The 26,295-nt window shown below is 34.0% G+C and carries 31 protein-coding genes and 1 riboswitch; of the genes, 28 read left to right on the plus strand and 3 right to left on the minus strand.

Annotated features, from left to right (window positions below):
* Positions 1–131: 131 nt before the first annotated feature.
* The 21 genes from LG295_RS04520 (at position 132) to fabZ (ending at position 17,326) form a co-directional block, all read left to right on the plus strand.
* Positions 132–731 carry a thymidine kinase gene (locus tag LG295_RS04520; RefSeq protein WP_017722079.1) on the plus strand — a complete coding sequence of 200 codons (600 nt, stop codon included), beginning with the start codon at positions 132–134 and terminating at the stop codon, positions 729–731.
* Positions 731–1,807, plus strand: a complete 1,077-nt coding sequence (prfA, locus tag LG295_RS04525) for a peptide chain release factor 1 (RefSeq protein WP_017722080.1) — start codon at positions 731–733, stop codon at positions 1,805–1,807. The genes LG295_RS04520 and prfA overlap by 1 nt, the downstream gene beginning before the upstream one ends.
* The gene (prmC, locus tag LG295_RS04530) at positions 1,794–2,630 is read left to right on the plus strand and encodes a peptide chain release factor N(5)-glutamine methyltransferase (protein ID WP_107530651.1); all 837 of its coding nucleotides are present in this window, start codon (positions 1,794–1,796) and stop codon (positions 2,628–2,630) included. Before prfA ends, prmC begins: the two co-directional genes overlap by 14 nt.
* Before the next feature lie 91 nt (positions 2,631–2,721).
* Positions 2,722–3,765, plus strand: coding sequence for an L-threonylcarbamoyladenylate synthase (locus LG295_RS04535; protein ID WP_107530650.1), 1,044 nt, complete (start codon positions 2,722–2,724; stop codon positions 3,763–3,765).
* Positions 3,762–4,178, plus strand: a complete 417-nt coding sequence (locus LG295_RS04540; protein ID WP_107530649.1) for a low molecular weight protein arginine phosphatase — start codon at positions 3,762–3,764, stop codon at positions 4,176–4,178. Before LG295_RS04535 ends, LG295_RS04540 begins: the two co-directional genes overlap by 4 nt.
* A gap of 152 nt (positions 4,179–4,330) precedes the next feature.
* On the plus strand, positions 4,331–4,855 hold the full coding sequence (locus tag LG295_RS04545; protein ID WP_107530648.1) for a TIGR01440 family protein: 525 nt from the start codon (positions 4,331–4,333) through the stop codon (positions 4,853–4,855).
* 23 nt (positions 4,856–4,878) lie between these two features.
* Entirely contained in the window at positions 4,879–6,117 is a 1,239-nt protein-coding gene (gene glyA, locus LG295_RS04550) for a serine hydroxymethyltransferase (protein ID WP_326020956.1), read from the plus strand.
* 18 nt (positions 6,118–6,135) lie between these two features.
* Positions 6,136–6,765, plus strand: a complete 630-nt coding sequence (upp, locus tag LG295_RS04555; RefSeq protein ID WP_017722086.1) for a uracil phosphoribosyltransferase — start codon at positions 6,136–6,138, stop codon at positions 6,763–6,765.
* Between the two features lie 22 nt (positions 6,766–6,787).
* Positions 6,788–7,918, plus strand: coding sequence for a non-hydrolyzing UDP-N-acetylglucosamine 2-epimerase (wecB, locus tag LG295_RS04560; RefSeq protein WP_017722087.1), 1,131 nt, complete (start codon positions 6,788–6,790; stop codon positions 7,916–7,918).
* Between the two features lie 157 nt (positions 7,919–8,075).
* On the plus strand, positions 8,076–8,426 hold the full coding sequence (locus tag LG295_RS04565) for an ATP synthase subunit I (protein ID WP_326019079.1): 351 nt from the start codon (positions 8,076–8,078) through the stop codon (positions 8,424–8,426).
* Positions 8,427–8,454: 28 nt separating this feature from the next.
* Positions 8,455–9,177, plus strand: coding sequence for a F0F1 ATP synthase subunit A (atpB, locus tag LG295_RS04570; protein ID WP_017722088.1), 723 nt, complete (start codon positions 8,455–8,457; stop codon positions 9,175–9,177).
* 36 nt (positions 9,178–9,213) lie between these two features.
* Positions 9,214–9,420 (plus strand): F0F1 ATP synthase subunit C, encoded by a 207-nt coding sequence (atpE, locus tag LG295_RS04575; RefSeq protein WP_002482721.1) that lies wholly within the window; start codon positions 9,214–9,216, stop codon positions 9,418–9,420.
* 97 nt (positions 9,421–9,517) lie between these two features.
* Positions 9,518–10,045, plus strand: a complete 528-nt coding sequence (locus LG295_RS04580) for a F0F1 ATP synthase subunit B (RefSeq protein WP_107530644.1) — start codon at positions 9,518–9,520, stop codon at positions 10,043–10,045.
* Positions 10,045–10,584 carry a F0F1 ATP synthase subunit delta gene (locus tag LG295_RS04585; protein ID WP_326020958.1) on the plus strand — a complete coding sequence of 180 codons (540 nt, stop codon included), beginning with the start codon at positions 10,045–10,047 and terminating at the stop codon, positions 10,582–10,584. Before LG295_RS04580 ends, LG295_RS04585 begins: the two co-directional genes overlap by 1 nt.
* 20 nt (positions 10,585–10,604) lie before the next feature.
* A complete protein-coding gene (gene atpA, locus LG295_RS04590; RefSeq protein ID WP_107530642.1) occupies positions 10,605–12,116 on the plus strand; it encodes a F0F1 ATP synthase subunit alpha in 1,512 nt (503 codons plus the stop codon).
* A 31-nt stretch (positions 12,117–12,147) separates the two neighbouring features.
* Positions 12,148–13,014 (plus strand): ATP synthase F1 subunit gamma, encoded by an 867-nt coding sequence (gene atpG, locus LG295_RS04595; RefSeq protein ID WP_017722093.1) that lies wholly within the window; start codon positions 12,148–12,150, stop codon positions 13,012–13,014.
* 21 nt (positions 13,015–13,035) lie between these two features.
* Positions 13,036–14,448 carry a F0F1 ATP synthase subunit beta gene (atpD, locus tag LG295_RS04600; protein WP_017722094.1) on the plus strand — a complete coding sequence of 471 codons (1,413 nt, stop codon included), beginning with the start codon at positions 13,036–13,038 and terminating at the stop codon, positions 14,446–14,448.
* Between the two features lie 19 nt (positions 14,449–14,467).
* A complete protein-coding gene (locus LG295_RS04605; RefSeq protein WP_017722095.1) occupies positions 14,468–14,872 on the plus strand; it encodes a F0F1 ATP synthase subunit epsilon in 405 nt (134 codons plus the stop codon).
* 352 nt (positions 14,873–15,224) lie between these two features.
* Positions 15,225–15,458, plus strand: a complete 234-nt coding sequence (locus tag LG295_RS04610) for a DUF1146 family protein (protein WP_107555613.1) — start codon at positions 15,225–15,227, stop codon at positions 15,456–15,458.
* Between the two features lie 107 nt (positions 15,459–15,565).
* The gene (gene murA / locus LG295_RS04615; RefSeq protein WP_122065106.1) at positions 15,566–16,831 is read left to right on the plus strand and encodes a UDP-N-acetylglucosamine 1-carboxyvinyltransferase; all 1,266 of its coding nucleotides are present in this window, start codon (positions 15,566–15,568) and stop codon (positions 16,829–16,831) included.
* 57 nt (positions 16,832–16,888) lie between these two features.
* Positions 16,889–17,326: a 3-hydroxyacyl-ACP dehydratase FabZ gene (gene fabZ, locus LG295_RS04620; protein ID WP_404476547.1), complete on the plus strand. Its 438-nt coding sequence runs from the start codon at positions 16,889–16,891 to the stop codon at positions 17,324–17,326.
* Between the two features lie 49 nt (positions 17,327–17,375).
* On the opposite strand, the gene LG295_RS04625 is transcribed toward fabZ, so the two are convergent.
* Positions 17,376–17,816, minus strand: coding sequence for a YwpF-like family protein (locus LG295_RS04625; RefSeq protein WP_017722099.1), 441 nt, complete (start codon positions 17,814–17,816; stop codon positions 17,376–17,378).
* Between the two features lie 190 nt (positions 17,817–18,006).
* On the opposite strand from LG295_RS04625, the gene LG295_RS04630 reads away from it, so the two are divergent.
* The 7 genes from LG295_RS04630 (at position 18,007) to yidC (ending at position 23,866) form a co-directional block, all read left to right on the plus strand.
* Positions 18,007–18,426, plus strand: coding sequence for a single-stranded DNA-binding protein (locus tag LG295_RS04630; RefSeq protein WP_107555615.1), 420 nt, complete (start codon positions 18,007–18,009; stop codon positions 18,424–18,426).
* Positions 18,427–18,851: 425 nt separating this feature from the next.
* Complete coding sequence (locus tag LG295_RS04635; protein WP_107530638.1) at positions 18,852–19,556, plus strand: transglycosylase family protein; 705 nt, start codon at positions 18,852–18,854, stop codon at positions 19,554–19,556.
* Positions 19,557–19,808: 252 nt separating this feature from the next.
* Positions 19,809–19,907: riboswitch (TPP riboswitch) on the plus strand.
* A 76-nt stretch (positions 19,908–19,983) separates the two neighbouring features.
* Complete coding sequence (gene tenA / locus LG295_RS04640; protein ID WP_318832723.1) at positions 19,984–20,664, plus strand: thiaminase II; 681 nt, start codon at positions 19,984–19,986, stop codon at positions 20,662–20,664.
* 1 nt (position 20,665) lies between these two features.
* Positions 20,666–21,487 carry a bifunctional hydroxymethylpyrimidine kinase/phosphomethylpyrimidine kinase gene (gene thiD, locus LG295_RS04645; protein ID WP_107530636.1) on the plus strand — a complete coding sequence of 274 codons (822 nt, stop codon included), beginning with the start codon at positions 20,666–20,668 and terminating at the stop codon, positions 21,485–21,487.
* Positions 21,480–22,268, plus strand: a complete 789-nt coding sequence (gene thiM, locus LG295_RS04650) for a hydroxyethylthiazole kinase (protein ID WP_318832725.1) — start codon at positions 21,480–21,482, stop codon at positions 22,266–22,268. The genes thiD and thiM overlap by 8 nt, the downstream gene beginning before the upstream one ends.
* A 2-nt stretch (positions 22,269–22,270) precedes the next feature.
* Positions 22,271–22,909, plus strand: coding sequence for a thiamine phosphate synthase (gene thiE, locus LG295_RS04655; protein ID WP_318832726.1), 639 nt, complete (start codon positions 22,271–22,273; stop codon positions 22,907–22,909).
* An 87-nt stretch (positions 22,910–22,996) separates the two neighbouring features.
* Positions 22,997–23,866: a membrane protein insertase YidC gene (gene yidC / locus LG295_RS04660; RefSeq protein ID WP_107530633.1), complete on the plus strand. Its 870-nt coding sequence runs from the start codon at positions 22,997–22,999 to the stop codon at positions 23,864–23,866.
* A 96-nt stretch (positions 23,867–23,962) separates the two neighbouring features.
* On the opposite strand, the gene LG295_RS04665 is transcribed toward yidC, so the two are convergent.
* Positions 23,963–24,610 (minus strand): HD domain-containing protein, encoded by a 648-nt coding sequence (locus LG295_RS04665; protein ID WP_107558772.1) that lies wholly within the window; start codon positions 24,608–24,610, stop codon positions 23,963–23,965.
* A 111-nt stretch (positions 24,611–24,721) separates the two neighbouring features.
* Positions 24,722–26,206 (minus strand): cardiolipin synthase, encoded by a 1,485-nt coding sequence (gene cls / locus LG295_RS04670; protein ID WP_107530631.1) that lies wholly within the window; start codon positions 26,204–26,206, stop codon positions 24,722–24,724.
* Between the last annotated feature and the right edge of the window lie 89 nt (positions 26,207–26,295).

Raw genomic sequence — 26,295 nt, forward strand, 5'->3', positions numbered from 1 at the left:
GACATAATGGCATGGCGATATTCAAGAAACTCAGACATAAATAAACGCAATAACTTGAAGATATATCATATTTTAACTTAAAAAATATGATATAATAAATCGATTATGTTTTGAAAAAGGTGGAACGCATAATGTATGAAACTTATCATTCCGGGTGGATTGAATGTATTACTGGAAGTATGTTTAGTGGTAAATCTGAAGAGCTAATACGTCGGTTAAGACGTGGCCTTTACGCTAAACAAAAAGTAGTTGTGTTTAAACCAGCTATAGATGACCGTTATCATAAAGACAAAATTGTTTCTCATAATGGTAACGCTATAGAAGCAATTAATATATCAACAGCAGCAGAAATTTTTAAACACGATTTATCAGATGTAGATGTAATCGGTATAGATGAAGTACAATTTTTTGAAAATGGCATCGTGCATATCGCTGAGCAATTAGCTGAAAAAGGACATAGAGTTATAACTGCTGGTTTAGATATGGATTTTAGAGGCAAACCTTTTGAACCTATACCAGAGCTATTAGCAGTGAGTGAAGATGTAACGAAATTACAAGCTGTTTGTGCAGTTTGTGGTGCATCTTCAAGTCGTACTCAAAGGTTAATAGACGGTAACCCGGCAAAAATAGATGATCCAGTTATATTAGTTGGTGCAAATGAAAGTTATGAACCGAGATGTAGGGCACATCACATCGTCGCACCGAGTAATGATGAGAAGGAGGAAATGTAGTGTTTGATCAATTAGATATTGTAGAAGAGAGATATGAACAATTAAATGAATTATTAAGTGATCCAGATGTAGTGAGCAACCCAGATAATTTACGTAATTATTCAAAAGAACAAGCAGACTTACAAAAAACAGTAGAAGTTTACCGTGACTATAAACAAACAAAAGAAGATTTAGCAGAAGTTGAAGAAATGTTACGTGATACAAAGGATAGTGAAGAAATTGAGATGCTAAAAGAAGAGCATCAAACGCTTCAAAATAAAGTTCCTAAATTAGAAGAAGAACTTAAATTCTTACTTATTCCTAAAGATCCTAACGATGAGAAAGATGTTATCGTAGAGATTCGTGCTGCCGCAGGTGGAGATGAAGCTGCTATCTTTGCAGGGGATTTATTTAGAATGTACTCTAAATACGCTGAAGCGCTCAATTACAAGACTGATATTGTAGAAATTACAGAGAGTGACCATGGCGGATACAAAGAAATCAGTTTCTCAGTTTCTGGAAGTGGTGCGTTTAGTAAATTGAAGTATGAGAATGGTGCGCACCGTGTGCAACGTGTTCCTGAAACAGAATCTGGTGGCCGTATTCATACATCAACAGCTACTGTGGCTGTTTTGCCAGAAGTAGAAGATGTGGAAATTGAAGTACGTAATGAAGACTTGAAAATTGATACTTATCGTTCTAGTGGTGCAGGTGGTCAGCACGTAAATACGACAGATTCAGCAGTACGTATTACGCATATTCCAACAGGCATTATTGCGACTTCATCAGAAAAATCTCAAATCCAAAACCGTGAGAAAGCTTTAAAAGTATTAAAAGCACGTTTATTTGATATGAAATTACAAGAAGAACAACAAAAATATGCAGCGCAACGTAAATCTGCAGTCGGCACAGGAGATCGTTCAGAACGTATTAGAACATACAATTATCCTCAAAGCCGTGTAACCGACCACAGAATTGGTTTAACATTACAAAAGTTAGATCAAATAATGGAAGGTAAATTAGATGAAATTATAGATGCTTTAACATTAGCTGAACAAACTGATAAATTGAAAGAACTTAACAATGGTGAATTATAAAACTATTTTAAATAATGCTAAAGAAAAGTGCGTTGAACAACATATTGAGACCGCTCGAGCTGAATGGTTAATGCTTGATTTGTTTGATTGGTCCAAGGCGGATTATCTAATGCACATGAATGATGAAATATCAGTATCACATTTAAAAATGTTTGATGAAGCAGAGCGTAGAATGCTAAATGGCGAACCTATACAGTATATTACGGGTAAACAAACTTTTTATGGTGAGATTTTTAATGTAAATAAAAATTGTTTGATTCCTAGACCTGAAACAGAAGAAGTTATGTTACATTTCTATCATCAACTTGAAAAAGGCGATACTGTAGTAGATGTAGGTACAGGAAGTGGTAATATTCCAATTGTACTAAAAAAATTAGATAGCACGCTCAATGTGTATGCAACAGATTTATATCAAAATGCATTAACCATAGCTAAAGCAAATGCTGAACATCATCAAGTTGAAGTTAAGTTTTTACATGGAGACGGTTTAACACCACTTATAGAACAAGGCATAAAAGTAAACGGATTAATCTCTAATCCACCATACATTGATAATGAAGAAGCGGAAATGATGGAAGATACAGTGCTGAAATATGAACCACACTCTGCGCTATTCGCATCAGATAATGGTTACAAAGTTTATGATACAATTTTAGAACGCTTACCAGAAGTCTTACTACCGAATGCCAAAGTAGTATTTGAAATAGGGTATGCGCAAGGTCCCAAATTAAAAGAAAAGATTATCGCAAAATATCCAACATTAGATGTTCAAATTATAAAAGACATTAATAATAACGATCGTATAATTGCTTTCGTATGGTAAAAAAGTTATGCACTGAACATGGACAATCATGAGAGTGCATAACTTTTTATTTTGCTTTAAAATGAATAATAAGATGAAAGGATGTGCCTAGATGAAAACGCGTATATGGGATTTACGTCAATATGAATACAACCTAACTGCTTATGAAGGGATTGAAGATATAAAATCAATTTTTGAAAAGGGTGGATTAATCGCAATTCCAACTGAAACAGTTTATGGATTAGGTGGAGATGCACGTAATAATCAAGCGATTGAAAAAATTTATAAAGCTAAAGGTAGACCTTCAGATAACCCTTTAATTGTTCATATACATGAACTTAATCAATTAAAGTCATTTACTGCTGACTTAACACCAGAAGTTGAACGATTAATGAATGTATTTTGGCCAGGGCCTATATCCTTTATTTTACCGTTAAGAAAAGGGTTCTTATGTGATCGTGTAAGCGGTGGGTTAAATTCAATTGCTGTGCGAATGCCTAGTCACCCTATAGGCAGAGAGTTACTTCAATTAATTGATATTCCTATTGCTGCGCCTAGTGCAAATTTAAGTGGTAGACCTTCGCCGACGACTTTTGATCATGTATATCATGATTTAGATGGTCGTATAGATGGGATTGTTAATGGTGACCAAAGTGAAGAGGGACTAGAAAGTACAGTGTTAGACTGCACACAATATCCTTTTAGAATAGCAAGACCTGGGTCAATTACAAAATCTATGATTGAAAAAGTATTACCTAACAGTATTGCAACAGATGTATCACTGAATACTGATAAGCCGATTGCTCCTGGTATGAAATATAAACATTATTCACCAGACACACCTATAATAATATTAGAAAATTTTCATAAGAAACCGTCATCAGCTAAGAATTGGAGTAAGGTTGCCTTTATCGTCCCACAAAGTCATCGAGAAATAGTTCCGGATCATGCAAAATTTATCCCATTATGTAAAGATGGCAATGATATTAAAGGTGCCAATCATAATCTGTATCATATATTACATCGGTTAGATCAAGATTGCGAAATAGAGCATGCCTATATCTTTGGCTTTCCATTGAATGATGATACTACCGCGATTATGAACAGAATGATGAAAGCAGCTAACCAAACTGTTATAAAAGGAGATGAATTATGAGAATCGTTTTTGTATGTACAGGGAATACATGTAGAAGTCCTTTAGCAGAAAGTATAGCGAAAGCAAAATTACCTAACCATACTATAGTATCAAGAGGTATTTATGCTATGGATGGTCAACCAATCTCTAAATATTCATTAAATATAATAGAAGAAGAAGGATTGCCAGTACCAGAACATGCGATGTCGTTCACTCATAAAGATTTAAGTGCAGATTTGATTTTGACCATGAGCCAGTCGCATAAATTAGCTATTCAACAAATGGGCCATGATACAGCACATGTTTTTACCTTGAACGAATACGTTGGGCTACATGGCGAAGTCTCAGACCCATTTGGTGGCGGCAAAGGGGACTACATTAAAATATATAATGAATTAAATATAATGATAGATAGTTTAAAAAATAAAATATAAAAAAATTAAATTTGTAAAATGAGTATGAGAGCGTTCCTAAATACGTTATAATGATAACGTGTAGCAAATTTGCTGTCAGTCAATTTTGTATGTTGCTAAAGCACCTAGGTATTTACATACTTTTATTCAACTTAATTAAAAGGGGTGGAAGAATGGAAGACTTAAAATTACTGTTAAACGAGTTAAAAGCACAATCATTTTTTAAAGCTGATGAATTATGCATTATTGGTTGTTCGACATCTGAAGTAATTGGTGAACGTATCGGTAGTGTTGGATCAATGGAAATTGCTCAAGAAATATTTGAAGCATTAAAAGAAATTGAAAACGAAACAGGCGTTTCGTTTGTATTTCAAGGTTGTGAACATATTAATCGTGCAGTGACCATTGAGAAATCAAACTTTAATCCCCTTACAATGGAACAAGTTACAGTTGTGCCAGATATTCACGCTGGCGGAAGCTTAGCAACTTATGCGTATCAACATATGGTTGATCCAATAGTTGTTGAGCATATTTCTGTACCTAAAGGTATTGATATCGGACAGACTTTAATTGGAATGCATATCAAACATGTGGCTATTCCAGAGCGTACAAGTGTCAAGCAAATTGGTGAAGCAATTGTTACAATCGCTTCTTCAAGACCAAAAAAAATTGGTGGCGAAAGAGCAAAATACAACTAATACAGAAACGAGGGAATTACCAAATGTCATTTATTCAAGAGCAAGATAAGGAAATATATGAAGTGATTCAAAATGAATTTAACCGTCAAAACAACAATATCGAGCTGATTGCTTCAGAAAACTTCGTATCAGAAGCAGTTATGGAAGCGCAAGGTTCAGTATTAACTAACAAATATGCTGAAGGCTACCCAAACAGAAGATACTATGGTGGTTGTGAATTTGTGGATGTTTCAGAAGCTTTAGCAATTGATCGTGCCAAAAAATTATTTGGTGCAGAACATGTTAACGTACAACCACACTCAGGTTCTCAAGCAAATATGGCTGTTTATCTCGTAGCATTAGAACACGGTGATACTGTATTAGGTATGAATTTAAGTCATGGTGGACACTTAACACATGGCGCGCCTGTTAACTTTAGTGGTCAATTTTATAATTTTGTTGAATATGGCGTAGACGAAGAAAATGAACAAATTGACTATGATGAAGTATTAAGAGTAGCCAAAGAACATCAACCTAAATTAATCGTTGCAGGTGCCTCAGCGTATTCAAGAACAATTGATTTTAAACGCTTTAAAGAAATTGCAGACGAAGTAGGCGCAAAATTAATGGTAGATATGGCTCATATTGCAGGTTTAGTAGCAGTTGGTTTACATCCAAATCCTGTAGAACATGCTGATTTTGTAACTACTACAACGCATAAAACATTACGCGGACCTCGTGGTGGAATGATTTTATGTAAAGAAGAATATAAAAAGCAAATTGATAAAACAATCTTCCCAGGTATCCAAGGTGGTCCTTTAGAACACGTTATCGCTGCTAAAGCTGTGGCATTTGGGGAAGCATTGCAAGATGACTTTAAAACATATCAACAACAAGTAATTAACAATGCTAAAACTTTAGCAAATACATTGACTGACGAAGGATTTAGAGTTGTTTCAGGTGGTACTGATAATCATCTTGTTTCTGTAGACGTCAAAGGTTCAGTAGGCATAACTGGTAAAGTGGCTGAAGAAACATTAGATGCTATAGGTATTACATGTAATAAAAATACAATTCCATTTGATCAAGAAAAGCCATTCGTGACAAGCGGCGTTCGTTTAGGTACACCAGCAGCAACAACACGAGGATTTGATGAAGCTGCTTTTGAAGAAGTTGCAAAAATCATTAGCTTAGTTTTAAAAGATCCAGAAAATGAAAAAGCATTAGAAGAAGGAAAAGAAAGAGTTAAAGCTTTAACTACTAAACATCCTTTATATAACTAAAATTGGAGGAAATAAATTATGGGCAAAGTACATGTTTTTGACCACCCACTTATTCAACACAAATTAAGTTACATTCGAGACGTACATACTGGGACTAAAGAATTTAGAGAGTTAGTAGATGAAGTAGGTATGTTAATGGCATACGAAGTAACAAGAGATTTAGAATTACAAGATGTAGAAATAGAGACACCTGTTACTAAAATGATAGCTAAACGCTTAACAGGCAAAAAGTTAGCTTTCGTACCAATTTTAAGAGCTGGTTTAGGTATGACACAAGGCATATTGAATTTAGTACCTGCAGCTAGAATTGGACATGTGGGACTATATAGAGATCCTGAAACACTTGAAGCTGTAGAATACTTTGTAAAATTACCGCAAGACATCGAAGAGAGAGAAATTGTAGTTGTTGATCCTATGTTAGCAACTGGCGCATCAGCTATAGAAGCAATTAACTCACTTAAAAAACGTGGAGCCAAAAATATCCGCTTTATGTGCTTAATTGCAGCGCCTGAAGGTGTGGAAAAATTACAAGAAGCTCACGAAGACGTAGACATTTTCATCGCAGCATTAGACGAGAAATTAGATGAACATGCTTATATTACACCAGGCTTAGGTGATGCAGGAGACCGTTTATTCGGTACAAAATAGTTTCGCCTAGGAGTGGAATAAAATGAAAAAAATAATGACTGTATTTGGGACACGTCCTGAAGCAGTAAAAATGGCGCCTCTTGTACAAGCATTGAAAAAAGATGATGAACTAGAGCCGATTGTTGTAGTGTCTGCTCAGCATAGAGAAATGCTTGATTCAGTGTTAGAAAGTTTTCATATCACGCCAGACTATGATTTGAATATTATGAAGCAAGGGCAATCTTTATCAGAAATTACATCGCGTATTTTACAACGGTTAGAACATGTCATTCAAGAAGTGAAACCAGATATGATACTGGTTCATGGCGATACTATGACGACTTTTGCTGGAAGTTTAGCTGCTTTATACAATCAAGTACCTATTGGGCATGTTGAAGCTGGCTTACGTACATGGGATAAATATGCGCCATTTCCTGAAGAAATGAATAGACAAATGGTAGGAGTAATGGCAGATTTGAATTTTGCTCCTACTAATAATGCTGCAAATAATCTTATTGCAGAAAATAAGCCACTTGATTCTATAGTAGTAACTGGTAATACAGCAATTGATGCGATGAAGACAACGATTCACGAAAATTATCAATCTGATATTATTTCGAAACATAAAGATAAACGTATCATCTTATTGACTGCGCATAGACGTGAGAATATTGGTGAACCTATGTCACATATTTTTAAAGCGGTAAGAGATATTGTGGATACTTATGAAGATGTTGTTGTTGTTTATCCTATGCATAAGAATCCTCAAGTACGAGAAATTGCTGATATTTATTTATCTGGGCATAATCGTATAGAATTAGTCGAACCGTTGGAAGTGGTTGATTTTCATAATTTCGCCCATCAATCGTATTTGATATTGACTGATTCTGGAGGAGTACAAGAAGAAGCACCATCATTAGGTAAACCAGTGTTAGTATTAAGAGATACAACTGAAAGACCAGAAGGTGTAGAAGCTGGCACACTTAAAATAGTAGGTACAAATGAACAAACCGTATTTGAGGCTACAAAACAATTGCTTGAAAATCAACAAGTATATGAAACGATGAGTAGTGCCCGCAATCCTTATGGTGATGGTAATGCATCATTACGAATATGTGAGAATATTAAATATTATTTTCATATAATTTCTGAAAAGCCAGAATCATTCAAATAATAAAAGGTGTTAATGTGTCATTTTTGTGACAATTATGTAAAAAATAAAACTACATTTTGAATAGAATTGACACGTTAACAACCCTATATTATTATTAAAATTGTATGATTGAAATGGTTTTCATAATTGAACGAAAAAGACGAAGTGAGGCACAGTCATGAAACGTTTCAACATCTTTTTTAATAGGTACATTCAATACTATTTTTATGGTATAATTGTGCTATTAATTGTGTTTATTTTCACATACTCGCCATTTGTTTTGGGACTTATAATAGGTACACTCGGATCACTTATTAACACCTTTACTTTCGAATATTATTTAAAGAAAGCAAAAGAGAAAGACAATATACATATATCAACGGGCAATGTTTGGAGATATTTAATAGTGATACTTTCGTGTTGTATTTGGTATTTTTATAAGGATCAAATTAATATTATTGGTGTGGTCATTGGTTTAATGATTTCGTATGTTTTGATTGTTTTCAAACCATTTATACACAAGAAATAAATTTAATATATGAAAGAGGTGAGAAAGCATGAAGCATAAAGACCCTCTTGTCAGTTGGGATGTATTCGGTATAGACATCGTGTTTAACCTATCATCAATTTTGATGTTGATTATTACATCGGTTATTGTTTTTGTCATAGCTATTATTTGTACACGTAACCTCAAGAAACGTCCAACTGGTAAGCAAAATTTTATCGAGTGGGTTTTTGACTTTGTACGAGGAATTATTGAAAGTAACATGGCTTGGTCCAAGGGTGGTCAATTCCATTTCTTAGCTGTTACATTAATATTTTTCATATTTGTAAGTAATATGCTAGGGCTACCTTTTCAATTAATTTCAGGTCATACACTGTGGTGGAAATCACCGACAGCAGATGCCACTGTAACTTTAACACTATCAACATTGGTCATCTTATTGACGCATTATTATGGTGTGAAGATGACAGGTACTAAAGGTTACTTCCAAAACTATACCAAACCTATCTTCTTATTACCGATTAACATCTTTGAAGAATTCACTTCAACGTTAACACTTGGTTTACGTTTGTACGGTAATATATTTGCAGGTGAGTTATTACTTGGATTATTGTCAGGTTTAGTATTTAGTTTCCCTGCCTGGGGATGGATAATTGGATTACCTGGACTCGTAGTTTGGCAAGGTTTTTCAATATTCATAGGTACAATTCAAGCATACATTTTTGTAATGCTTTCAATGGTTTATATGTCCCATAAAGTTCAGGACAGTCATTAAATAAAATTAAAAGAAAAAATTAGGAGGATTTTATAAATGAATTTAATCGCAGCAGCAATCGCAATCGGCTTATCAGCATTAGGTGCAGGTATCGGTAACGGTCTTATCGTTTCAAGAACAGTAGAAGGTGTAGCACGTCAACCAGAAGCACGCGGACAATTAATGGGTATTATGTTCATTGGTATAGGTTTAGTTGAGGCATTACCTATCATCGGTGTAGTTATCGCTTTCATGTCACTATAATTCAAACAGCTATTCAGGCGAAGTCACTGTGACTTTCGCCGTTCGTTTTTATAAATATGTCTTATGATGATAATGAATGAAAGGAGTGTCTATGTAAGTGACTGCTACGACAAACATGTTCGTACTTGGTGCAGCTGGAGCAAGCGGTGTTCAATGGGGAACTATTATAGTTACCTGTATAACTTTCGGTATCTTATTGCTATTATTGAAAAAATTTGCATGGGGTCCATTAAAAGAAGTAATGGATAAACGTGAGCGCGATATCAATAAAGATATTGACGATGCTGAACAAGCTAAGCTAAATGCACAAAAGTTAGAAGAACAAAATAAACAAACACTAAAAGAAACACAAGATGAGGTTCAAAAGATTTTAGAAGACTCTAAAATTCAAGCACGTAAACAACATGAAGAAATTATACATGAAGCGAATATCAGAGCAAATGGTATGATTGAAACAGCACAAAATGAAATTAATAGTGAGAAAGAACGTGCAATTGCAGATATCAATAATCAAGTTTCTGAGCTTTCAGTATTAATCGCATCGAAAGTACTTCAAAAAGAAATTTCAGAAAAAGACCAAAAAGCATTAGTTGAAAAGTACATTAAAGAGGCAGGCGATAAGTAATGGCTAAAATAGCAAAAAAATATGCCAAGGCATTATTTGATACTGCTAAAGATGCAGACAACCTTGACGCAATGTATGAAGAATTTTCAACTATTGATACAGCAGTTCAATCTGAAACAAAGAAGTTACATGTATTGGATAGAGATCCACAAAAAGATGTTGACCAACGTCACCGCTTTGTGAATATTGTTTTTGGCCATGCCAACCAGTATATGCAAAATATGTTGATGATATTAGCTAGTAATCGTCATCTTGGATATATTCATGAAATATACACAGAATTTGAAACTTTATACAACGAGCTTCATAATCAAGATTATGCTGTTATCGAATCAGTATATGAACTCTCTGAAGAAGAAGTATCACGTATAGAAGAAATCATAAAAGCACGTACAAAACTTTCTAAAACAATGATTACTAATAAAATTAATCCAGAACTTATCGGTGGTATCAGAGTAAAAGTAGGTACTAAAGTTATGGACGCAAGTTTGAAAAATGACCTTGCACAATTAGAAAAACAATTTACTAGAGTGAAATAAAAATAGAAGGAGTGACATAGATGGCCATTAAAGCTGAAGAAATCAGTGCATTACTTCGCTCACAAATAGAAAATTATGAGTCGGAAATGGCAGTTACTGATGTAGGTACAGTTCTACAAATTGGTGATGGCATCGCTTTAATCCACGGATTAAATGATGTTATGGCTGGTGAGCTAATAGAATTCAAAAGTGGCGTTCTAGGCTTAGCACAAAACTTAGAAGAATCAAATGTAGGTGTCGTTATTTTAGGACCATACGCTGATATCAAAGAAGGGGACGAAGTAAAACGTACTGGACGTATTATGGAAGTACCTGTAGGTGATGAATTAATCGGTCGTGTGGTTAATCCATTAGGACAAGCTATTGATGGGCAGGGACCAATCAATACTACTAAAACACGCCCAGTAGAGAAGAAAGCAACTGGTGTAATGGATCGTAAATCCGTTGATGAACCACTACAAACAGGTATTAAAGCCATTGATGCGCTTGTACCAATTGGTCGTGGGCAACGTGAATTGATCATCGGTGACCGTCAAACTGGTAAAACAACAGTAGCAATCGATACAATCTTAAACCAAGCTGACCAAGATACAATCTGTATCTATGTTGCAATTGGACAAAAAGATTCAACAGTTCGTGCCAATGTTGAAAAATTACGTCAAGAAGGCGCATTAGATTATACAATTATCGTATCTGCATCAGCAGCAGATCCAGCTCCAATGCTTTACATAGCGCCATATGCTGGTGTTGCTATGGCTGAGGAATTCATGTTTGCTGGTAAAGACGTATTAATCGTTTATGATGACTTAACGAAACAAGCTGCAGCTTACCGTGAATTATCATTATTATTACGTAGACCGCCAGGCCGTGAAGCTTATCCAGGTGATGTATTCTACTTACACAGTAGATTACTTGAGAGAGCTGCCAAATTAAATGATGATTTAGGTGGAGGCTCAATTACTGCTTTACCAATTATCGAAACACAAGCTGGTGATATTGCAGCATACGTTCCAACAAACGTAATTTCAATTACTGACGGACAAATCTTCTTACAATCAGATTTATTCTTCTCTGGTGTTAGACCTGCAATTAACGCAGGACAATCCGTATCACGTGTTGGTGGTTCAGCTCAAATTAAAGCAATGAAAAAAGTTGCCGGTACATTACGTTTAGATTTAGCATCTTATCGTGAATTAGAGTCATTCGCTCAGTTTGGTTCTGATTTAGATGAGTTCACTGCTCAAAAATTAGAGCGTGGTAAACGTACGGTTGAAATCTTGAAACAAGATAAAAACAAACCACTACCTGTAGAAAACCAAGTTTTAATTATTTACGCTTTAACTAAAGGTTATTTAGACGATATCCCTGTTGAAGATATTACACGTTTTGAAGACGAGTTAAATCAATGGGCTAAATCTAATGCGACTGAATTATTAAATGAAATCAGAACTTCAGGTGCGCTTCCTAAAGATGACGCGTTTGAATCTGCAATTAATGAATTCAAAAAAAGTTTCAGTAAATCAGAAGCGTAATAGTTAAAGTTAAATAAAAGGTGGTGAGATAATGGGATCTCTTAAAGAGATTGATACACGTATAAAATCAACCAAAAAAATGAAACAGATTACGAAAGCAATGAACATGGTATCAAGTTCAAAATTGCGTCGTGCTGAAAGTAATACAAAGCAATTCAGACCTTATATGGAAAAAATGCAAGATGCTATTACTGCAGTAGCTGGTGCTGATAAAAATTCACATCATCCAATGTTACAACAACGTGAAGTGAAGAAAAGTGGCTACTTAGTGATTACTAGTGATAAAGGCCTTGCAGGTGCATATAACGCAAATGTACTCAAGCACCTAGTGAAAGATATAGAGAGTAAACATGCTAGTAAGGATGAATACTCGATCCTAGTCTTAGGACAAACAGGCGTGGATTTCCTTAAAAATAAGGGATATGAAATTCATGAATCGCTGATAGATGTACCAGATCAACCTTCATTTAAAGAAGTACAGGCGATTGCTAAAAAAGCGATTGATTTGTATAGCGAAGAAGTGGTGGATGAGGTTAAAATTTATTTTAGTCATTTCGTTAGTGTATTAGAAAATACGCCTTCAACTAAAACTGTGCTTCCATTGTCTCCTGAAGATTCTAGTTTAGGACATGGTCAAATGTCTTCATATGAATTTGAACCAGATAAAGAAGCGATATTAAGTGTTATTTTACCTCAATATGTAGAGAGTTTAATATATGGAACAATTTTAGATGCAAAAGCAAGTGAACATGCTACACGTATGACTGCTATGAAGAATGCATCTGATAATGCGTCAGATATTATTGATGACTTATCAATACAATATAACAGAGCAAGACAAGCAGCGATAACTCAACAAATCACTGAAATCGTTGGTGGTTCAGTAGCGCTTGAATAATTATTAAAGGAGGAAAAAAACATGGGATTAGGCCGTGTAACACAAGTTATGGGTCCAGTAATTGATGTTCGTTTTGAGCACAATGAAGTTCCAGAGATTAACAACGCCTTAGTACTTGATGTAGAAAGAGACGAAGGTACTGTTTCTCTTACATTAGAAGTCGCATTACAATTAGGTGACGATGTAGTTCGTACGATTGCAATGGATTCAACTGATGGTGTTAAACGTGGTACAGAAGTTCGAGATAGTGGTAGCAGTATTAGCGTACCAGTTGGTGATGCTACACTTGGGCGTGTATTTAACGTTTTAGGTGATACAATTGATTTAGATGATAAACTTGAAAGCTCCGTTAAACGTGATCCGATTCATAGAGAATCACCTGCTTTTGACCAATTATCAACAAAAGTTGAAATTTTAGAGACAGGTATCAAAGTAATTGATTTACTTGCACCATATATTAAAGGTGGTAAAATCGGTTTATTTGGTGGAGCCGGTGTAGGTAAAACGGTATTAATTCAAGAATTAATTAACAATATTGCTCAAGAACATGGTGGTATTTCAGTATTTGCTGGTGTAGGTGAACGTACCCGTGAAGGTAATGACTTATACTATGAAATGAGCGATAGTGGTGTTATTAAGAAAACTGCCATGGTATTTGGTCAAATGAACGAGCCACCTGGTGCGCGTATGCGTGTTGCATTATCTGGTTTAACAATGGCAGAACATTTCCGTGATGAACAAGGCCAAGATGTTTTACTATTTATTGATAACATTTTCAGATTTACACAAGCTGGTTCAGAAGTATCAGCGTTGTTAGGCCGTATGCCTTCAGCCGTTGGTTATCAACCAACACTTGCTACTGAAATGGGACAATTGCAAGAACGTATCACATCAACTACAAAAGGTTCGGTTACTTCTATTCAAGCAGTATTCGTACCAGCCGATGACTATACTGACCCAGCGCCAGCTGCAGTATTTGCTCACTTAGATGCAACAACAAACTTAGAGCGTAAATTAACTGAAATGGGTATTTACCCAGCAGTTGACCCGTTAGCATCTACATCAAGAGCACTTGATCCAACAATCGTTGGCCAAGATCATTATGAAATAGCACGTGATGTACAATCTACATTACAAAAATATAGAGAATTACAAGACATCATTGCTATTTTAGGTATGGACGAATTATCTGAAGAAGATAAACAAACAGTTGAACGTGCACGTCGTATTCAGTTCTTCTTATCACAAAACTTCCACGTAGCTGAACAATTTACTGGTCAAAAAGGATCATACGTACCTGTTCAAAAAACTGTAGAAGGCTTCAAAGCAATTTTAGATGGTGAATATGACCATATCCCAGAAGATGCATTCCGTCTTGTAGGTAGTATGGAAGAAGTAGTTGCCAAAGCTAAAGATATGGGTGTTGAAGTTTAAAAATTAGGAGGTATGGATAATGAACACATTAAGCCTAAATATTGTCACTCCTAATGGTTCTGTTTACGACCGAGAAGATGTTAATCTTGCAGTATTACAAACTACTGCAGGTGAGATTGGTGTCATGTATGGACATATTCCAACTGTTGCAGCACTTGAAATTGGCTATGTCAAAATAAATTTTGACGGTGGTTCAGAATATATTGCAGTGAGTGAAGGTTTTGTTGAAGTAAGACAAGATAAATTATCAATTATTGTACAAACTGCAGAACCTGCGAAAGAAATAGATGTTGCTAGAGCAGAATTAGCAAAATCTAGAGCAGAATCTCATTTGAATAATGAAGAAGATAGTAGCGATATTAATAGAGCTAAACGTGCTTTAGATCGTGCGAATAACCGTATTCGTGTTGCTAATTTACAATAAATTATGCGTTAAAGTTTCTTAAGTAGAAATGTCTTAAACTGTTGATAAAGTCACTGGCTTTATCGACAGTTTTTTTATGTTGTTAGTGAAATACTGTGCTTTACTTTCAAATAGTCTTTACTATTCATTTTACAATCAATGATTGATAATATTATTTTTACATAATAGTTACAATGAGCTATGTGATTGATGCGTTACGTTTCTTTGGAAAGAATATGAATAATACATTTGAAACGGGGAAAAGGTACCATATAAGTAGTGAGAATACCTTAATTAGTCCAGTACTAAAAGTATCATTTCGTTTATTTTTCATGTAAAATAAATGGATAGTGTAAAGCGAGGAGCATGACTTATGGAATATTTAGGACAATTTTCGATTGTACATCTCATCTTACATGTTATTTGTATTTGTATTGCTTATTGGGCACTAAACTCAGTAAGGTTAGAGCAGTTTTTTAAAAAAGGATTCCCTATGCAAGTTCAAATTTGCATGATTTTCTTAGCGATTTTATTAGGTACTGCTGTAAGTAATTTTATTGTGGATTTACTACAATTTTCAACACAAATAAAATATTTGGCACAATAATTCAAATGCTTGTATATTTTTTTGAATTATAGATATAATTAATAAGAAGTACTTAATGGTAAAAAAATTAAAACGAAATATATAAGTAGTTAAGTGGAGGATTTAAGATGGATATGATAGAAATCAACGGTGGAAGTAGATTAACTGGTGAAGTCAAAGTTTCAGGTGCAAAAAATGCTGTATTACCAGTATTAACTGCTTCGCTATTAGCATCAAAAGGTGTCAGCAAACTTATGAATGTGCCTGCATTAAGTGATGTAGAAACAATTAATAATGTTATTTCAACGTTAAACGCAGACGTTTCTTATAATAAAGAAGAAGAATCTGTTACGGTTGATGCAACAAAGCAACTAAATGAAGAAGCACCTTACGAATATGTGAGTAAAATGAGAGCAAGTATTCTTGTTATGGGTCCTTTATTGGCGCGTTTAGGCCATGCCAAAGTTGCCTTACCAGGTGGTTGTGCGATTGGTTCTAGACCTATCGAACAACATATTAAAGGTTTCCAAGAATTAGGCGCAGACATTCATATGGATGGCGGTTTTATTTATGCTAGTACTGATAATGGTTTAAAAGGAACAACAATCCATTTAGATTTTCCAAGTGTAGGTGCTACACAAAACATAATCATGGCAGCATCTTTAGCAGAAGGTAAAACAGTATTAGAAAATGTTGCTCGTGAACCTGAAATCGTTGATTTAGCTAATTACATAAATGAAATGGGAGGAAATGTTACTGGCGCAGGAACAGACACAATTATCATACATGGTGTAGATGAGTTACATGGTGTTGAACATGCGATTATTCCTGATAGAATTGAAGCCGGTACATTGTTAATTGCTGGTGCAATTACTCGTGGTGACGTTTTAGTTAATGGCGCGATTAAAGAGCATATGACAAGCCTAGTATATAAATTAGAAGAAATGGGTGTCAATTTAGACTATCAAGATGACGCGATTCGAGTGACTGTTGAAGATGAACTGAAACCAGTAGATATCAAAACATTACCACATCCTGGTTTCCCTACTGACATGCAATCTCAAATGATGGCATTATTACTTACAGCCGAAGGTCATAAAGTAGTTACTGAAACAGTATTTGAAAATAGATTTATGCATGTAGGAGAATTTAAGCGCATGAATGCTAAAATCACAGTTGAAGGTAGAAGTGCTAAAATAGAAGGTAAAAGTCAACTCCAAGGAGCACAAGTAAAAGCAACAGACTTACGTGCCGCAGCTGCATTGATTTTAGCTGGTTTAGTAGCAGATGGCACAACCCAAGTTACTGAATTAAAACATTTAGACAGAGGTTATGTTGATTTGCATGGTAAGTTAAATGCGTTAGGTGCAGATATTAGACGTATAGACAAGTAAAATCTTGCTACTATAATTTATGAATGGCAACAGAAGAAGATTTGGAGGAAGCAAACAATGGAAACAATTTTTGATTACAATGAAATAAAAGAAATTATACCACATAGACCACCTTTTTTATTAATCGATCGTGTGGTTGAATATGAAGCAGGTGAACGTTGCGTTGCAATTAAACAAGTTTCTGGTAATGAACCATTTTTCCAAGGTCATTTCCCTGATTACGCCGTTATGCCTGGTGTATTGATAACAGAAGCACTGGCTCAAACAGGTGCTGTAGCTATCTTAAATAGTGAAGAAAATAAAGGAAAACTAGCACTATTTGCAGGTATAGATAAATGTAGATTTAAGAAACAAGTAACTCCTGGTGACACATTAAAACTAGAAGTTGAAATTACTAAAATGCGTGGACCAATTGGTAAAGGTAATGCCAAGGCTACAGTAGATGGTCAATTGGCTTGTAGTTGTGAATTAACGTTTGCCATTCAAGCTAAATAAAGAAAAGCCTCAAGGTTTAGGTGTATCATACACCAGCCTTGAGGTTTTTCTATTTTTCTATTTTTTCATCTTTTAGACGTGGTTTCGATTGCATCATTCGATTAAATGATTTTTTCAGTTCTTCGCCAGTTAATCCTTCATCAATTAACTGTTCTAATAAACTTTCTGCATAAACTTGTCTAAGTGTATAAATGTGACATTCAAAAACGACAGAAATAGAATGTTCAAGCTTACTGATATTTTTGATCGTTGCATCAAAAAGTGCTGGATCATTTGCAGGACGTGTAATAACCACACGTATATCTAATAACGTTTCATCTTCCATATATGTTTTCATTGTTTCATAATGAAAGTCTGATATAACAATTTCTAATAACCAACCAGTACCACTATTTTCTTTATTGATTATAACGCCATCTTCTAATTCGTATTCAGTGACGCCACCACTTTCTGATACGATTTGAAATCGAACAGCTTTAAATGATTTCATCGTTCTCACATCCATTTAATAAATTTAAATTCTACAATTATTTCATTTATACAATCATTATAACGTAATTTTAAATAGTAGAGGTGAATTTTGTAGAATTTAGTGTGAATTCACTTTTAAATTCTAGTATTAATGTATTTTGACCTGAGATTTGAAAATGATTAGTATAAAGTTATAAAGGAGGTGACATATGATTAACAACATTGTCATAGTAGGGAGATTAACCAAAGACCCTAAAATTTATGAAAAGGAGGGGAATAAGTTAGCTACAATGTGTGTAGCGATAACAAGAAATTATAGAGATAAGGATCAAAATACCATTTGTGATTATTTATATTGTAAGGCAGTTGGTAAAATAGCTAATAATATCGAACTATATTTAAATAAAGGATCACTTGTGGGAATTACTGGTCAAATGCAATCACGAAAATATGAAAAAGAAGGGCAGATGCATTATGTATCAGAACTTTTTATTGAAACGATTAAATTTATGTCTCCGAGAAACAAAGATGAAGTTAGTGAATTTCATGAAACATCCCCTATAGATCAAGTTTGTAATTCAATTAAAGATAAAAGTCTACAAGACAATGAAATATATGAAATTGTATAATACTCCCAATTTAAACTTACCTCAAAATTAACCCACCCAAATCTATATACATTAAATCCTACTATCAATTATACTTCTTCAGGCTATTCCTCTTCATATAAGTAAAAAAGAGGGATAGCTTTTTAAATATAAAATGTTTTGAGAAATGAGAGAGAAATAAATCTAAGTTTTTATATATACAGAATAATCAGATAAATTACAATTATATTACATACTATATAACAATGAAATATTCCGGAAAACTTTCATAGTAGTATTTAAAAAGAAAAAAATTAATTTCAAAATATATTTATATGTAATTTAATCGTAAAAAAACTTCAGGTTTTTTCATTTCTTTGTAACCTACAATGGTTTTATGCATGTTATAGTTGTACTTGCGAATTAATCATAAATAACTTATTACCTTATAGGAGGACTTTTTTACAATGAAAAAAACAGTAATTGCATCAACTTTAGCAGTAGGACTTGGAGTAACAGGATTTGCAGCAGGAAATTCAGCTGACGCTGCTGAACAAGGTGTAGACAAAGCTCAATTAGCGCAACAAGCACTAACTAATCCAGAATCATTAAACGAAGCACCAGTTCAAGAAGGTGCGTATGACATTAATTTCACATATAATAATAAAAACTTTAACTTTTCTTCAGACGGTGAAAAATTTAGCTGGAGCTACGGTGAAGGTTCAAGCGAAGAATCAAATACGTCAGTAGAGCAAACTACAGATAATAATGCACAAGAAGAGCAAGCTCAACCAGCTCAAACTGCAACAGAGCAACCAACACAAGAAGCAGCACCTCAAGAAGAAACAACACAACAACCACAACAAGAAGCAACTTCACAATCTTCAGCTAGCTCAAACGAATCAAGCTCAAATGAAGCTTCAGAAGGTTCATCAGGTGTGAATGCGCACTTACAACAAATTGCACAACGTGAATCAGGTGGCGATATTCATGCTACAAACCCATCATCAGGCGCTTCAGGTAAGTTCCAATTCTTACAAAGCACATGGGATTCAGTAGCACCTGCTCAATATCAAGGTCAACCAGCTGGTAATGCGCCAGAAGCAGTACAAGACGCTGCAGCTCAAAAATTATATGATGAAGTTGGCCCTTCACAATGGGTAACTGCATAATATAACAGCAATCAAATAAAGTATATTATTAGAGCCCTCGACATGACTAGATGTCGAGGGCTTTTTATAATACGCTAGTGGAGTATATAAAGTTAAAGATGAATATCATATATCAATTAGTTATATGACTAGAGGCAGAATTAATCTAATTACATCATTTTAACTAAATATAATTCTGCCGCTCTTTTTATATAAACCATTTTATTGCAATAGGTGGCATACTTTGATATGTTTTAAGTAAATATAATATATGAAATCTACTAGGGGAGCCTTTTGGCTGAGATGATTTACGTCAGACCCTTACAACCTGATTTGGTTAATACCAACGTAGGAAAGTAGTTTAATTATAGTTGAATTGCTGTACCTTTCTATTAATTAACTACATTCCTAGTTGGAATGTAGTTTTTATTTTATAGGAGGAAATTATTTGTTATTTTCAGAAACATTGAAGAAAGCGTCACAAAATATTATAGATGATATTTATAAGGATCCATTTATACAAGGAATGTTGCACGGTAATTTACCTATTGAGGCAACCAAATTTTATTTACGTGCCGACGCATCGTATCTAAAAGAATTTGCTAATATATATGCATTGCTTATTCCCAAAATGAATAAATTAGAAGACGTGAAATTTTTAGTGGAACAAATTCAATTTATTGTTGATGGTGAAGTGGAAGCACATGAAATATTAGCTGAATATGTTGGAGAAAAGTATGATGATATTGTAAGTGAAAAAGTATGGCCACCAAGTGGTGATCATTATATTAAGCACATGTATTTTAATGCGTATGCAAAGGAAAATGCAGCATATACGATTGCTGCTATGGCACCTTGTCCATATGTATACCAAGCGATTGCTCAACGTGCTTTAGAAGATAATCAATTAAATAGAGATTCGATATTAGCAAAATGGTTCGATTTTTATAGCACTGAAATGGATGAATTGGTCGATGTATTTGATAAATTATTGAATAAACTCACTGAAGCATGTACTGTGGATGAAAAGCATGAAATAAAAATGTGTTTTTTACAAAGTACGATTCATGAACGTAATTTCTTTAATATGTCATATATCGAAGAAGATTGGTTATATGGAGGGGAATAGAATGAAAAAACCAAAAATTGCTTTAACGATTGCAGGTACTGACCCAACTGGTGGCGCCGGTGTTATGGCAGATTTAAAATCTTTTCATGCTTGCGGCGTGTACGGGATGGCCACGATAACGAGTATTGTAGCTCAAAATACGAAAGGTGTACAACATATACACAATTTAGAAACGCAATGGTTATCTGAACAACTTAGCAGTGTTTTTGATGATGAGTTACCACATGCAATTAAAACAGGGATGATTGCATCAAAAGATATGATGAAAGTTATTCGAGAGTATTTAGTATCGTATCCTGATATACCATATGTTATAGATCCAGTTATGCTAGCAAAAAGTGGAGATTCATTGATGGATGATGATGCTAAAAAGGATTTGCAAAATATTTTATTACCTTTAGCTACAGTTGCAACGCCAAATTTACCTGAAGCAGAAGAAATCACTGGAATGACTATAAATGATGAAGCGTCTATTTATAAAGCCGGTGAAATTTTTATAAATGAAATTGGTAGTAAAGGTGTTGTGATTAAAGGTGGGCATGCAGAAGATTTAGATATAGCTAAAGACTACTTATTTACCAAAGATAATGTTTATACCTTTGAAGAGCCGCGTTATGAAACGAAACATACGCATGGTACTGGATGTACATTTTCAGCGGTAATCACTGCGGAACTAGCCAAAGGTAAATCAATTTATGAAGCGGTAAAAAAAGCCAAAGCCTTTATTTCATTAAGTATAAAATACACACCTGAAATTGGTCAGGGTAGAGGACCTGTGAACCATTTTGCATATATGAAGAAAGTAGGTTTAGATGATGAGTAGCTTGAATCTATTAAGAGAAAATAATCCGTTAGTTATTTGTTATACGAATGATGTTGTGAAGAATTTTACAGCCAATGGCTTATTAAGTTTAGGTGCGAGTCCAGCTATGAGTGAAGCACCGGAAGAAGCGTTTGATATGCTTACTTATGCAAATGCACTACTAATAAATATTGGTACACTGACGAAATCAAGAGAAGTAGATATTTTAAAGATTGCTAAAACGGCAAATCAAATAGGGACACCTATTGTTTTTGACCCTGTAGCGGTAGGTGCGTCTCAATATAGAAAAGATTTTTGTACGACTTTCTTGAAAGAAATTGATGTTGCCGTAATCAAAGGTAATGCATCAGAAGTATTAGCATTGATGGATGCGGACACAACAATGAAAGGGACAGATAGTGACCAAGATTTAGATGCGATTACTATTGCTAAAAATGCATATCATCAATTTGATACAGCTATAACAATAACAGGAGAAACAGATATTGTGGTTCAGGACAATAAAATTTATAAATTATCTAATGGGTCACCATTACTTGCGAAAGTAACAGGTGCAGGATGTCTATTAGGTGCAGTTATAGCTAGTTTTTTAAATAAAGATCAAAAAGTGACTGCGGAAATGTTGATAGAAGCTATTTCCATTTATAATATAGCTTCAGAACATGCTGAACAAAATTCAAAAAATAACGGTCCTGGTTCATTTATGATTGAATTACTGAATGCACTTTATCATATTAAATATGACGATTATTTAAAATTGAGTAACAGGCAAGAGGTGTAATGATGTTTGATAAAGCAAGTTTGAAAGTTTATTTTATATGTGGCACTCAAGATATACCTGAATCAAAATCGATAAAAGAAGTTGTAAAATTAGCCTTAGAGTCGGGTGTCACTATGTTTCAATATAGAGAAAAGGGTAATGGCGCCTTAACTGGGAATGATAAAGTGGAAACGGCACAACAATTATTAGAACTATGTCACGCTTATAATGTACCTTTTATTGTAAATGACGATGTAACATTAGCTGAAAATATAAACGCTGATGGAATTCATGTAGGGCAAAATGATATGAAAGTTACGACGTTTGCACAAAAATTTAAAAATAAAATTATTGGTTTAAGCATTAGTGATGTTAATGAATACCAACAATCTGATTTAACTGATGTTGATTATATCGGTGTTGGTCCTATGTATGCTACTAATTCTAAAAAGGATGCAAACTTACCAGTAGGTCCTGAAATGATACCTAAGTTAAGAAGTTATATTGAGGATTTTCCAATCGTTGCAATAGGTGGAATTACCGTTGATAATACCAAAGAAATAATACAAGCTGGAGCAGATGGTGTATCAATCATTTCTGCAATTAGCAAAAGTAATAATATAAGTAACACAGTGAGACAATTTTTACAAAATGTTGATTAAAGTATAAAAATTTCTTTTTTTGTTTTCTACTTCCCTCCTAATATGATAAAATAAATTCTATGTGAATATATCATTAGAGGTGGAAAAATGAAGAAGAAAGCGCTACTCCCTTTATTATTAGGTGTAATGGTCTTTTTAGCAGGCTGTGACTATTCAAAACCTGGAAATAGAGATGGATTTTTCTATAACACGTTCGTAGAGCCAATGGATAAAGTTATACATTGGTTAGGAACTAGTTTTAATAACGACTATGGTTTAGCAATCATAGTACTTGTATTGGCGATTCGTATAGTATTATTGCCATTCATGTTATCAAACTATAAAAACAGTCATATGATGCGTGAGAAAATGAAGATTGCAAAACCAGATATTGACGCTATTCAAGAAAAGGTTAAACGTTCACGTACGCAAGAAGAGAAGATGGCAGCAAACCAAGAAATGATGGAAGTTTATAAAAAATATGATATGAACCCTATGAAGAGCATGTTAGGTTGTTTACCAATCTTAATCCAAATGCCGATTATTATGGGATTATTCTTCGTATTAAAATACCCTTCAAGTGGTGGTTTCACTGAACACCCTAATTTCTTATGGTTTAACTTAGCAAAACCAGATATTTGGATTACGATTATTGCAGGTATTTTATACTTCTTACAAGCATATGTTTCAAGTAAGAGTATGCCAAATGAACAACGTCAAATGGGTTATATGATGATGGTCATTTCACCTATAATGATTGTGTGGATTGCATTGAGTTCTGCATCTGCGTTAGGTCTATATTGGTCAGTCAGTGCGGCATTCTTGATCGTACAAACACAAGTAGCAAATATGTATTATTCAAAACTTGCTAAAAAAGAAGTGGCACCAATGATTGAAGCAATGGAGAAAAATAAAGCAGAATCAACTGGAAAAGGTAAAAACACACAAGTAGTATCTAAGAAAAACAAAAAGAAATAAAATAAGCACGAAGAATTAAATTTCTAGATATAAAAAGAATCCCGAACTGATAATTAAATCAGCTCGGGATTCTTTTTGAATATTTAAAGTAGGTGACTAGTAATACCATTCATCAAAAAATTGTTCAACAAATTTTTGCATGTATTTATGACGCTGTTGTGCAATTTGTTTTGCAGTCGTTGTGTGCATTAAATCTTTAAGTTTAAATAATTTTTCATAAAAATGTCTAATAGCAGAGGGCGACCATTCGTTATAAAAAGTTGCATCAACTTCATTAATATTCTTAGTATCATGTTCTAACCACATTGGTTCTTTAAAATGACCGGAAAATTGAAAAGTCCTTGCAATACCAATTGCACCAATTGCATCTAATCTATCAGCATCCCTTACAATCTTCCCTTCGATAGATAATGTTACATCGTTATTTTGGCCATTTTTATAACTGATATGTTCAATGATGTATAAGATATGTTGTAGCTGTTCGGGAGCTAATTGTAAGGTTGTTAGAAAATCTTTTAAGTATTGTAATGCTTTGTGAGTATTTGTAAGTTTTGTATCAACTGTGTCATGTAACAAGCTTGCTAGTTGGATTGTTAATAAATCACCTACTTGTTCTTGTTCTGAGATATATGTTGCCATTTTAACAACACGATTAACATGAGCAATGTCATGTCCTGTCGCATCATGTTTATGAAACTGAGTCATGTATTCATTTGCTTGATTAAGTATGTCTGTATGATTCAAAATAAAATCACCTCTAAAGTTGTATATTGATATTGATGAATAAATGTTACTTATAAAATAAAGGTCTAAGTAGTTTAATCTCACAAACTTTATCTTAGACCTCATAACATACTATAATATTGGGGATAATAATCTAGAAATACCTTCTTTAAATTTAATCCATAAGCTTCGTTGTTTGTAAATCTCTTTAGTCAATCTATAGGATACTTCCAAGTCTTTTTCGAAAGCTAATCTTAATTCTTTAGCTATATGTGTATCATAAATAAAGGCATTTATTTCAAAGTTTAATGTAAAGCTCCGATGGTCCATATTAGTAGTACCTACACTTGCAACTTCATCATCAATCACTAATGTTTTTGAATGTAAGAACCCATTATCATAATGGAATATATTTACACCAGCATCTAATAAGGAAGCAACGTTATTATATGTCGCCCAATATACAAATGGATGATCAGGTTTATTTGGAATCATAATACTTACATCAACACCACCAAGAGCTGCAATTTTTATTGCATCTAAAAATGACTGATCTGGAATAAAGTAAGGAGATTGAATATGAATAGATTGTTTTGCTGAAGCAATCATTTTTAAATAACCATACTTAATTTGTTCCCAGGTTTCATCTGGACCACTAGATGCTATTTGTACACCTATGGTACCTCCTGAATCTACATCTGGGAAATAGCGGTCAGCATATTTGAGGTTATCACGTGTAGCTTGCGAGTTCCAGTCTAGCATGAAACGTAGTTGTAAGGCGTTGACAGCATCACCTACAATCCGTAAGTGTGTGTCTCTCCAATAACCAAACTTTTTCTTCTTGCCTAAATATTCTTCACCAACGTTAAAACCACCTACATAACCAATGTGACCGTCAATGATAACAATCTTTCTATGGTTTCGATTATTCATTCTAAGATTGATAAGTGGTAATTTAGAAGGGAAGAACGCTTCTACTTGGCCACCATTTTTTCTGAAAGATTTAAAATCTTTCAGTGAAAGACCTCTAGAACCCATATCATCATAAAGCATTTTAACTTCAACCCCTTGTTCGAGCTTTTGCTCTAGGGCGTTCAAGATACGTTCTCCAAGTGAATCATTTCTAAAAATATAATATTGAATATGGATATAGTCAGTTGCTTCATCTATATCTTTAAGAAGCGAATCAAATTTTTCTTTTCCATCTGTAAAAATTTTGATCTCATTATCTGTTGTTAAGAAAGCAGCATTATTATATAACAACATTTGAACCATATCTTTAAACTTCACGATTTGATGATTGCCTTTAGAAAAGTCATCATTCTTTAAGGCTTCTAGTTGTTCATTTACAATCATTTCAATACCGATTTTATCATCTTCATCCAATGAGAAGATGTGATCACGCTGGATTTGTCTTCCAATAAATAGGTAAATAATAAAACCTAAGATGGGTATTAGTACAAGGACTAAGAGCCAAGCCCACACTGAACCAGCTGATCTTCGTTCCATAAAAATAATTGTAAACGCAAAGATAAGGTTTAATATAAATGCAGTAATCAAAATGATATTAATCACTACATTGGTATAATTGAGTGACATCGAAAATATATCTATCATATTAAACCTCCAAAATACAATTAATTAAATTTTAACTAGTGAAAGTCTTAACTATTGTAACATGTTCAAACTGTTTTATCACTTGACTA

The sequence above is a fragment of the Staphylococcus pseudoxylosus genome (assembly GCF_044794325.1).
GTDB classification, from domain to species: Bacteria; Bacillota; Bacilli; order Staphylococcales; family Staphylococcaceae; genus Staphylococcus; species Staphylococcus pseudoxylosus.

Bases quoted from the DNA above. Each gene is read 5' to 3' on its own strand.
- LG295_RS04520 (WP_017722079.1), top strand. From the start codon at position 132: ATGTATGAAACTTATCATTCCGGGTGGATTGAATGTATTACTGGAAGT.
- prmC (WP_107530651.1), top strand. From the start codon at position 1,794: ATGGTGAATTATAAAACTATTTTAAATAATGCTAAAGAAAAGTGCGTT.
- LG295_RS04535 (WP_107530650.1), top strand. From the start codon at position 2,722: ATGAAAACGCGTATATGGGATTTACGTCAATATGAATACAACCTAACT.
- LG295_RS04540 (WP_107530649.1), top strand. From the start codon at position 3,762: ATGAGAATCGTTTTTGTATGTACAGGGAATACATGTAGAAGTCCTTTA.
- LG295_RS04545 (WP_107530648.1), top strand. From the start codon at position 4,331: ATGGAAGACTTAAAATTACTGTTAAACGAGTTAAAAGCACAATCATTT.
- glyA (WP_326020956.1), top strand. From the start codon at position 4,879: ATGTCATTTATTCAAGAGCAAGATAAGGAAATATATGAAGTGATTCAA.
- upp (WP_017722086.1), top strand. From the start codon at position 6,136: ATGGGCAAAGTACATGTTTTTGACCACCCACTTATTCAACACAAATTA.
- wecB (WP_017722087.1), top strand. From the start codon at position 6,788: ATGAAAAAAATAATGACTGTATTTGGGACACGTCCTGAAGCAGTAAAA.
- LG295_RS04565 (WP_326019079.1), top strand. From the start codon at position 8,076: ATGAAACGTTTCAACATCTTTTTTAATAGGTACATTCAATACTATTTT.
- atpB (WP_017722088.1), top strand. From the start codon at position 8,455: ATGAAGCATAAAGACCCTCTTGTCAGTTGGGATGTATTCGGTATAGAC.
- atpE (WP_002482721.1), top strand. From the start codon at position 9,214: ATGAATTTAATCGCAGCAGCAATCGCAATCGGCTTATCAGCATTAGGT.
- LG295_RS04585 (WP_326020958.1), top strand. From the start codon at position 10,045: ATGGCTAAAATAGCAAAAAAATATGCCAAGGCATTATTTGATACTGCT.
- atpA (WP_107530642.1), top strand. From the start codon at position 10,605: ATGGCCATTAAAGCTGAAGAAATCAGTGCATTACTTCGCTCACAAATA.
- atpG (WP_017722093.1), top strand. From the start codon at position 12,148: ATGGGATCTCTTAAAGAGATTGATACACGTATAAAATCAACCAAAAAA.
- atpD (WP_017722094.1), top strand. From the start codon at position 13,036: ATGGGATTAGGCCGTGTAACACAAGTTATGGGTCCAGTAATTGATGTT.
- LG295_RS04605 (WP_017722095.1), top strand. From the start codon at position 14,468: ATGAACACATTAAGCCTAAATATTGTCACTCCTAATGGTTCTGTTTAC.
- LG295_RS04610 (WP_107555613.1), top strand. From the start codon at position 15,225: ATGGAATATTTAGGACAATTTTCGATTGTACATCTCATCTTACATGTT.
- murA (WP_122065106.1), top strand. From the start codon at position 15,566: ATGGATATGATAGAAATCAACGGTGGAAGTAGATTAACTGGTGAAGTC.
- fabZ (WP_404476547.1), top strand. From the start codon at position 16,889: ATGGAAACAATTTTTGATTACAATGAAATAAAAGAAATTATACCACAT.
- LG295_RS04625 (WP_017722099.1), bottom strand. From the start codon at position 17,816: ATGAAATCATTTAAAGCTGTTCGATTTCAAATCGTATCAGAAAGTGGT.
- LG295_RS04630 (WP_107555615.1), top strand. From the start codon at position 18,007: ATGATTAACAACATTGTCATAGTAGGGAGATTAACCAAAGACCCTAAA.
- LG295_RS04635 (WP_107530638.1), top strand. From the start codon at position 18,852: ATGAAAAAAACAGTAATTGCATCAACTTTAGCAGTAGGACTTGGAGTA.
- thiD (WP_107530636.1), top strand. From the start codon at position 20,666: ATGAAAAAACCAAAAATTGCTTTAACGATTGCAGGTACTGACCCAACT.
- thiM (WP_318832725.1), top strand. From the start codon at position 21,480: ATGAGTAGCTTGAATCTATTAAGAGAAAATAATCCGTTAGTTATTTGT.
- thiE (WP_318832726.1), top strand. From the start codon at position 22,271: ATGTTTGATAAAGCAAGTTTGAAAGTTTATTTTATATGTGGCACTCAA.
- yidC (WP_107530633.1), top strand. From the start codon at position 22,997: ATGAAGAAGAAAGCGCTACTCCCTTTATTATTAGGTGTAATGGTCTTT.
- cls (WP_107530631.1), bottom strand. From the start codon at position 26,206: ATGATAGATATATTTTCGATGTCACTCAATTATACCAATGTAGTGATT.